Genomic DNA, 7,604 nt, shown 5'->3' with positions numbered 1-7,604 from the left:
GGTGGGGAGCTGCGGCGCAGGCCGTGAGGGCGGCGCCGAGGACACAGGCGGCGGTGACGCGCCGTACCAGAGTGATCACTGTATGAAAATATGGCGAACTGTCCTATATGGCGCTCACCCCGGCCGTGACGTCACCCGCTCAGATGTCCCGCCGCTCCAGCGGCTTGGTCGCCGGACCCTGGATCACCTTGCCGTCCGTGTCGAAGCGGGAGCCGTGGCACGGGCACTCCCAGGCGTCCTCGGCCCCGTTGAAGGAGACCAGACAGCCCAGGTGGGTGCAGCGCGGGGAGACGGCGTGGAGGTTGCCGTCGTCGTCGCGGTAGACCGCGAGGCGGTCGCCGTCCACCCGGACCACGGCGCCCTCTCCCGGCGGGAGGGACTCCAGCGGGGGTGCCGGACGCAGACGGTCGCCGACGAAGTGGCGGGCCACCTGGGCCTGCGTCTTGAGGAAGGCCGGCGCCTCGCGGACCGCCGACAGCACGCGGCGCGGGTCGTACAGCTCGCTCCACGCGCACTCCTCGCCGGTGATCAGGGCCGCGAGCAGCCGGCCCGCCATGATGCCGCCGCTCATGCCCCAGCCGCCGAAACCGGTGGCGACATAGGCGTGCCGGGCCCCCTGGTGCAGCGGGCCGACCATCGGCACGGTGTCCGTGGGGTCGTTGTCCTGGGTGGCCCAGGCGTGGGTGAGCTCGACGCCGGGGAAGTGCTCCCTCGCCCAGGCCGAGAGGCCGTCGAACCGGGCCCGGGTGTCGCCCGTGCCCGGCGTGAAGTGCTCGCCGGTGACGATGAGCAGGCGCCGGTCGGCGTCCCAGGGGGCCGTGCGGACCGAACGGATGCCCTCGTCCGGGGTGATGTACATGCCCTCCGGGTCCCGCTCCCGCTCGATGGTCCCGGCGACGACCAGCTCGCGGCGCGGGGAGAGCCGGGTGAACAGCAGGGCCCGGTCGAAGATCGGGTAGTGGGTGGCGACCACGACGTCCCGGGCCGTCACCGTGGCCCGCGTGTCGGTCGACAGCCGGCACGGTTCGCCCTCGTCGAGCCCGAGGACGGCGGTGTGCTCGTGCACGGCCGCGCCCGAGGCGACCAGGTCCTCGGCCAGGGCCAGCAGGTACTTGCGCGGATGGAACTGCGCCTGACCGGTCACCCGGACCGCCCCCGCCACCGGGAACGGCAGCCCGGTCTCCGACACGAACGAGGCCGGCAGCCCCGCCTCCCGGGCGGCCGCCGCCTCGGCCCGCAGTTCCTCGACCCGATTCTCGTCACGCACGTAGGTGTAGGCGCTGCGCTGCTCCCAGTCGCAGTCGACGCCCAGCTCGTCCGCGATCTCGGCGGCCCGTTCGATCGCCTCGCTCTGCGAGCGGGCGTACAGCCGGGCGCCCTCGGGGCCGCGGGTGCGGCGCAGCTTGTCGTAGATCAGTGTGTGCAGGGCGGTCAGCTTGGCCGTGGTGTGCCCGGTGACGCCGGCGGCCACCTGTCCGGCCTCCAGGACCGCCACCCGCCGCCCGGCCCGTGTCAGCTCCCACGCCGTGCTCAAGCCGGCGATCCCGGCGCCGATGACGGCCACGTCGACGTCGAGGTCCTCGGTCAGCGGCGGCCGAGGCCCACCGGGTGCCGTCTCCAGCCAGTACGAGCCCTTGACATGCCGGTTCTCGGTCATGCGCCCCGAGTACCCACGGATCACCGTTCCAGCAGCACCCGCGGCAGCCCGCGCGGAGAGGGCACCCCCGCCCGTGCGAGCCCTTGGGCGTGGGGCACCCGTTCCGGCTTCCTCCGCCGGCGGCTACCTGCGCCAGGGGCCGGTCACCGCGAAGGTCGTCCCGGGCGTGTAGCAGTTGACGTACATGGTCTGCCCGTCGGGGGAGAAGGTGACGCCGGCGAACTCACCCCACTCCGGTGCCTCGGGCGTGCCGATGTTCTGCCGGCCGCGGGCCATCGCGTACACCTCGCCCTGCCGGGTCACACCGAACACGTGCTGGGCGCCGTTGCCGTCCTCGCACACCATCAGGCCGCCGCTGGGGGCCAGGCAGATGTTGTCCGGGGACTCGCCGGGCAGCTGCACATCGGTGGCCGGGCCGAAGACGATCACCAGGGTGAGCCGGCGCGCCGAGGGGTCGTAGCGCCAGATCTGCCCGAAGTGGTCGGCGGCCGACCCCTCGGCGCTGTGCGCGAACGAGGAGACGAAGTAGACGGACTTCCCGCCCCAGTAGCAGCCCTCCAGCTTCTGGGCGTGGGTGATGCCCTTCGGGCCGAAGTCCTGGAGCCGGACGGGGGTCTCGGTGGCCAGCGGGTCCGGTACGTCGACCCACTCGATGCCCTCGAAGCAGGCACCCGTCTCCTGGATCGCGGACAGGTCCGGTACGCCGGGCACCCGCATCGCCTGGAGCCGGCCACCGGCGCGCAGGGAGCCGAGACCGCCCTCGGGCCGGTGGGGCAGGAAGCGGTAGAAGAGACCGAACGGCTTGAGGAAGGCGTCCTCGGTCTCGTAGACGATGCCGCGCTTCGGGTCGATCGCGATGGCCTCGTGCTGGAAGCGGCCCATCGCGGTCAGCGGGACCGCGCCACTTCTGTGCGGGTCCGTCGGATCGACCTCGAAGATGAAGCCGTGGTCCTTGGTGTAGCCGTTGGTGCCGGCCTTGTCCTCGGTCTCCTCGCAGGTCAGCCAGGTGCCCCAAGGGGTGGGCCCGCCCGCGCAGTTGACGGCGGTGCCGGCGATGGCGACCCGCTCCGACAGCACGTTGTTGCGGGAGTCCAGCGTGAGCGCCGTACAGCCGCCCTTGCCCGCCGGGTCGTAGGTCAGGCCCTCGACCGTGGGGACGGCGATGGCCGCGGTGGGGCGGTTCTCGTGGTTGCGGACCAGGTGGACGCGGCCGTGTCTGCCCGGGAGGGCGGTCATTCCGTCGTGGTTGGAGGGGACCTTGCCCTCGCCGGAGCGGAGCGGGTCGCCCTCGCGGGACAGGACCTGGTAACGGAAACCTTTCGGCAGGTCCAGCAGGCCCTTCGGGTCGGGGACGAGGGGGCCGTAGCCGGTGTGGCCGAGGGACTGGGCGGCGGCGGTGCCGGCGAAGAGTTCGGAGAGGGCGCCGGTGAAGGCGATGCCCACGCCCAAGGCGCCGCTGCGGGCCAGGACCTGACGTCGTGTTGCGGACATGGAGAAGCAACCTTCCTGCTGGCGGACAGGATCGTGACCTCGCCGTGTCTATCACCTGGGTCCGCTCGCGGGAACCACGCGCGGAGCGTGTCACGACCCGTCAGGTCCCGTTCGGGTGCTCCTGCGCCCGCTCCAGGAACCGCAGCAGCTCCACCGGGAAAGGCAGGACGAGCGTCGAGTTCTTCTCGGCGGCCACCGCCACGATCGTCTGGAGCAGCCGGAGTTGGAGCGCGGCGGGCTGCTCGGACATCTCCTCGGCGGCCTCCGCGAGCTTCTTGGAGGCCTGGAGTTCGGCGTCGGCGTTGATGATCCGGGCCCGCCGCTCACGGTCGGCCTCGGCCTGCCGGGCCATCGACCGCTTCATCGCGTCCGGAAGCGACACGTCCTTGATCTCGACGCGGTCCACCTGCACGCCCCAGCCGACGGCCGGGCTGTCGATCATCAGCTCCAGGCCCTCGTTGAGTTTCTCGCGGTTGGACAGCAGGTCGTCCAGCTCGCTCTTGCCGATGATCGAGCGCAGCGAGGTCTGGGCCATCTGGGAGACGGCGAACCGGTAGTCCTCGACCTTGACCAGGGCGCTCGCCGCGTCGACGACCCGGAAGTAGACGACCGCGTCCACGCGCACCGTCACGTTGTCCCGGGTGATGCCCTCCTGGGCGGGCACCGGCAGCGTGACGATCTGCATGTTCACCTTGTGCATCCGGTCCACGAACGGCACGATCGCCGTGAACCCGGGCTCCTTCACCTCGCCCGCGAGACGTCCGAGCCGGAAGACGACTCCGCGCTCGTACTGCTTGACGACCCGGGCGGCCGCCGCGAGGTACACGACCCCGGCGGAAGCGGCCGCCACGGCCGCCGTCACCAGTTCCTGGAGCATTCCGGCCTCCTCACCCAGAGGTCCGTATGTCTGCTCCTGTAACGATATGCCCGGTTCCCGGTCCGGGGCCACGAACGGCCCCGGACCGGGAGGCGCGGCCCTACGGGGCGGGGACCTTCACCAGCTCCGGTTCCGTGACCCGCACGGGTTCCGTGCCGACCGCGCTGTGCCGCTCGGCCCAGTTCTCCAGGGCCGTACGGCAGGCGTGGTCCAGGTGGTGCAGACCGGAGAGGTCCAGCTCCACGGGACGGTCCTGGGGCAGCGACTCCAGGCTGTCGAGGATCTTCGGCAGCCTGAGGAAGGTCGCGTTGCCGGACAGGTGGGCCTGGATCGGGCCCGCGCCCTTGTCGACGATCTCCAGCCGGAGGTGCGAGGCCTCCCAGGCGGTCTTGACGACCGACAGGGCCAGACCGATCAGCACGCCCTCGAACATGTTCACCGCGACGATCGAGACGGCGGTGGCCACCAGGATCAGCGCCTCACCGCGGTGGCCGCGCCACAGCGACACGAGCTCCCGGAAGGGGATCAGCTTGAAGCCCGCGTGGACCAGGATGCCGGCGAGCGCGGGCAGCGGGATCAGCGCCAGCGTCGAGGGCAGCAGGGCCGCGAACAGCAGCAGCCACACGCCGTGCATGACCCGGGACGCCTTGGTCCTCGCGCCCGCCTGGACATTGGCGGAGCTGCGCACGATGACCGCGGTCATGGGCAGTGCGCCGAGCGCGCCGCACACGGTGTTGCCCACGCCCTGGGCCATGAGCTCCTTGTCGTACTCGGTGCGCGGACCGTCGTGCAGCCGGTCCACGGCCGCGGCGCTGAACAGGCTCTCGGCGGAGGCGATCAGGGTGAAGGCGATGATCGTGCCGAAGATGGCGGGGCTCGCCAGTTCGCCGAAGGCGTCCATGCCGGGCGGCTGGACGGAGGCCAGCAGGCCGTTCACCTCGACGGTGGCGACGGACAGGCCGAGGACCTGGGTGACCAGGGTGGCGAGCAGGACCGCGGCGAGCGCGCCGGGCACGGTCTGCACCTTCTTCGGCAGCTTCTTCCACAGCACGAGTACGGCGATGGTGCCCGCGCCGACGGCGAGCGAGGCGAGGGCCGTGGTGCTGCCGAGCGCGTCGACGACGGCGCCGGGCAGGCCCAGGATCTTGTCGAGTCCGGAGGCGGGGGCCTTCAGACCGGCCGCCGCGTACAGCTGGCCCGCGATGATCACCAGACCGATTCCGGCCAGCATGCCCTCGACGACCGAGACGGATATCGCGCGGAACCAGCGCCCCAGTTTCAGGGCGCCCATGACGAGCTGGATGAGCCCGGCGGCGAGCACGATGACGCCGAGCGCGGGCAGCCCGAACTCGTTCACCGCCTCGAAGACGAGGACGGTCAGGCCGGCCGCGGGTCCGGAGACCTGGAGGCTGCTGCCCCGCATCAGACCGGTGACGATGCCGCCGACTATGCCGGTGACGAGGCCGAGTTCGGCCGGGACGCCGGAGGCGACGGCCACGCCCACGCAGAGCGGGAGCGCGACCAGGAAGACGACCAGGGAGGCGGCGAAGTCCTGCCGCAGGTGAGGGTATTTGGTCAGCACGGCGATCACAGACCCTCGAACGCGTCGGTCTCGGAGCGGTGGACGCGCACCGCGCCCGTGTGCACCTCGTAGTACCAGGCGTGCAGGGTCAGTTGGTCCTCCGCCAGCTTCTTGTCGATGAACGGGTAGGACCGCAGGCGCAGCACCTGGGCCAGGACGTGGTTCTGCACGCCCTCGGCCACTTCCGGGTCCTCGGTCGTGCCGGACGGGCGCGGGGTGGCGTGGTTGAGCCAGTCGCGCACGGCCGGGACGGCGTCCAGGTCGTCGCCGCGGACCAGGGCGCCGACGGCACCGCAGTGCGAGTGCCCGCAGACCACGATGTCGCGGACGCCCAGCACCTCCACGGCGTACTCGATGGTGGCCGCCTCGCTGGTGGGGTGCTCGGAGGCGTAGGGGGGAACGATGTTGCCCGCGGTGCGCAGCTCGAAGAGCTCGCCCGGGCGGGCGCCCGTGATCAGGGCCGGGACGACCCTGGAATCCGAGCAGGTGATGAACAGAACCTGGGGGGACTGGCCTTCGGCCAGCTTGGCGAACTCCTCAGGGCGCTGTCCGAACGTACGGGCGTTGTCGATGAGGGGCTGCATGTGGTGACTCCTCCTGGCGCGCCGTGGGGGCGCGTCGGGCTTACCTGGCGCGCCGGGGGGCGCGTCGGTTGACATGACAGGTGGGGGAACAGCGGTGGGGGACTGCTCTGCTGTCAGCAGCGGAACACTTGAAGTGCCGCCGGGGCGTGGGCTGTCGAGGGTCTCGACAGCGGGAACTCGCCTGCTGTCACCCGCTCGGGCGCGGCCGCCGGCTCCTCGGCCGACAGGGGACGCTCGGGCCCCTCAGGGGCGAAGTCGACGGCGCGGTGCCGGTCGCGGGTGCGCAGGGGACCGGTCGGGTCCCCCGCGTGGTTGCAGTGGCGTTTGCCGGAGGCCTCGGCGCGTGACGCCTCGCCGGAGAGCTTGCTGCCACTCTGAGCCTTGGCCTCAGCATGACGGCCTGTGTGCGCGGTTGCGAATCCTCCGGAAGGTGCGAAGAACGGGAGCGCCATGAGGACGGCGGCGACGACCGCTACCACGGTCCGCACCGTCGCACCTCGGAACATGCGCCCCCCTCTCGGCAGTTCACACTTCTAGCCCAGACCAACCATTGGTCAATGACTGGTCAAGAAACACCTTAGCCCGGCAAAGTTGTTTGCTGGGTTAACTTAACGTTTCCGGCTGAAGAGAGGCTGAAGCCCGAGGGGTCGCTGACGCGAACTGGCCCTTGACGTGCGAGGTTTCGACGTGATTAAGCGACGAGCCCCTTGGCGTCGCGCGCCAGCGCGGTCAGCCGGGATATCGCGCGGAAGTACTTCTTGCGGTAGCCGCCGTTCAGCATCTCCTCGCTGAACAGCCGGTCGAAGGGCAGTCCGGAGGCCAGCACCGGAACCTCGCGGTCGTAGAGACGGTCCGCGAGCACCACGAGCCGCAGCGCCGTCGACTGGTCCGGCACCGGCTGCACGTCGGTCAGGCAGACCGCCCTCAGGCCGTCGGTCAGGGCGCCGTAGCGGCTCGGGTGGACCTTGGCGAGGTGTGCCAGCAGGCTCGGGAAGTCGTCGAGCGAGGCGCCCTCGGTGGCGTACGCCGCCCTGGTGACCTCCTCGTCGGTGAACGGCGCCGGCGCCTCGGGCAGTCCCCGGTGGCGGTAGTCCTCACCGTCGATGCGCAGCGGGCGGAAGTGCGCCGACAGGCCCTGGATCTCGCGCAGGAAGTCCACGGCCGCGAACCGGCCCTCGCCGAGCTTGCCCGGCAGGGTGTTGGAGGTGGCGGCGAGCGCCACGCCCGCGTCGACCAGCTTGCCGAGCAGGGTGGAGACCAGCACGGTGTCGCCCGGGTCGTCCAGCTCGAACTCGTCGATGCACAGCAGGCGGTGCCCGGAGAGCGTCTGGACCGTCTTCTGGAAGCCGAGGGCGCCGACCAGGTTGGTCAGCTCCACGAAGGTGCCGAAGGCCTTGAGGGAGGGGGCGGCGG

Annotated in this window: 7 protein-coding genes; all 7 read right to left on the bottom strand. The window is 71.3% G+C overall.

Going from position 1 to position 7,604, the window contains the following annotated elements:
- Positions 1-139: 139 nt before the first annotated feature.
- The gene (locus tag EHS43_RS31865) at positions 140-1,657 is read right to left on the bottom strand and encodes an FAD-dependent oxidoreductase (RefSeq protein ID WP_125194153.1); all 1,518 of its coding nucleotides are present in this window, start codon (positions 1,655-1,657) and stop codon (positions 140-142) included.
- 123 nt (positions 1,658-1,780) lie between these two features.
- A complete protein-coding gene (locus tag EHS43_RS31860; protein ID WP_125194152.1) occupies positions 1,781-3,148 on the bottom strand; it encodes a PhoX family protein in 1,368 nt (455 codons plus the stop codon).
- Positions 3,149-3,248: 100 nt separating this feature from the next.
- Entirely contained in the window at positions 3,249-4,025 is a 777-nt protein-coding gene (locus tag EHS43_RS31855; protein ID WP_125194151.1) for a slipin family protein, read from the bottom strand.
- 100 nt (positions 4,026-4,125) lie between these two features.
- A complete protein-coding gene (locus tag EHS43_RS31850; RefSeq protein WP_125194150.1) occupies positions 4,126-5,616 on the bottom strand; it encodes a SulP family inorganic anion transporter in 1,491 nt (496 codons plus the stop codon).
- Entirely contained in the window at positions 5,613-6,191 is a 579-nt protein-coding gene (locus EHS43_RS31845; protein WP_125194149.1) for a carbonic anhydrase, read from the bottom strand. Before EHS43_RS31845 ends, EHS43_RS31850 begins: the two co-directional genes overlap by 4 nt.
- Positions 6,192-6,304: 113 nt before the next feature.
- Positions 6,305-6,679, bottom strand: coding sequence for a hypothetical protein (locus tag EHS43_RS31840; protein WP_312023454.1), 375 nt, complete (start codon positions 6,677-6,679; stop codon positions 6,305-6,307).
- Positions 6,680-6,882: 203 nt separating this feature from the next.
- The coding region (gene zapE / locus EHS43_RS31835) for a cell division protein ZapE (protein WP_125194147.1) at positions 6,883-7,604 on the bottom strand (722 nt) is incomplete at its 5' end.

The sequence above is a fragment of the Streptomyces sp. RP5T genome (assembly GCF_003933965.1).
Classification (GTDB): Bacteria; Actinomycetota; Actinomycetes; order Streptomycetales; family Streptomycetaceae; genus Streptomyces.
This window is presented reverse-complemented; position numbering and strand designations above follow the sequence as displayed.

Excerpts from the sequence above, each read along its gene's own strand:
- EHS43_RS31865 (WP_125194153.1), bottom strand. The coding sequence starts at position 1,657 with ATGACCGAGAACCGGCATGTCAAGGGCTCGTACTGGCTGGAGACGGCA.
- EHS43_RS31860 (WP_125194152.1), bottom strand. The coding sequence starts at position 3,148 with ATGTCCGCAACACGACGTCAGGTCCTGGCCCGCAGCGGCGCCTTGGGC.
- EHS43_RS31855 (WP_125194151.1), bottom strand. The coding sequence starts at position 4,025 with ATGCTCCAGGAACTGGTGACGGCGGCCGTGGCGGCCGCTTCCGCCGGG.
- EHS43_RS31845 (WP_125194149.1), bottom strand. The coding sequence starts at position 6,191 with ATGCAGCCCCTCATCGACAACGCCCGTACGTTCGGACAGCGCCCTGAG.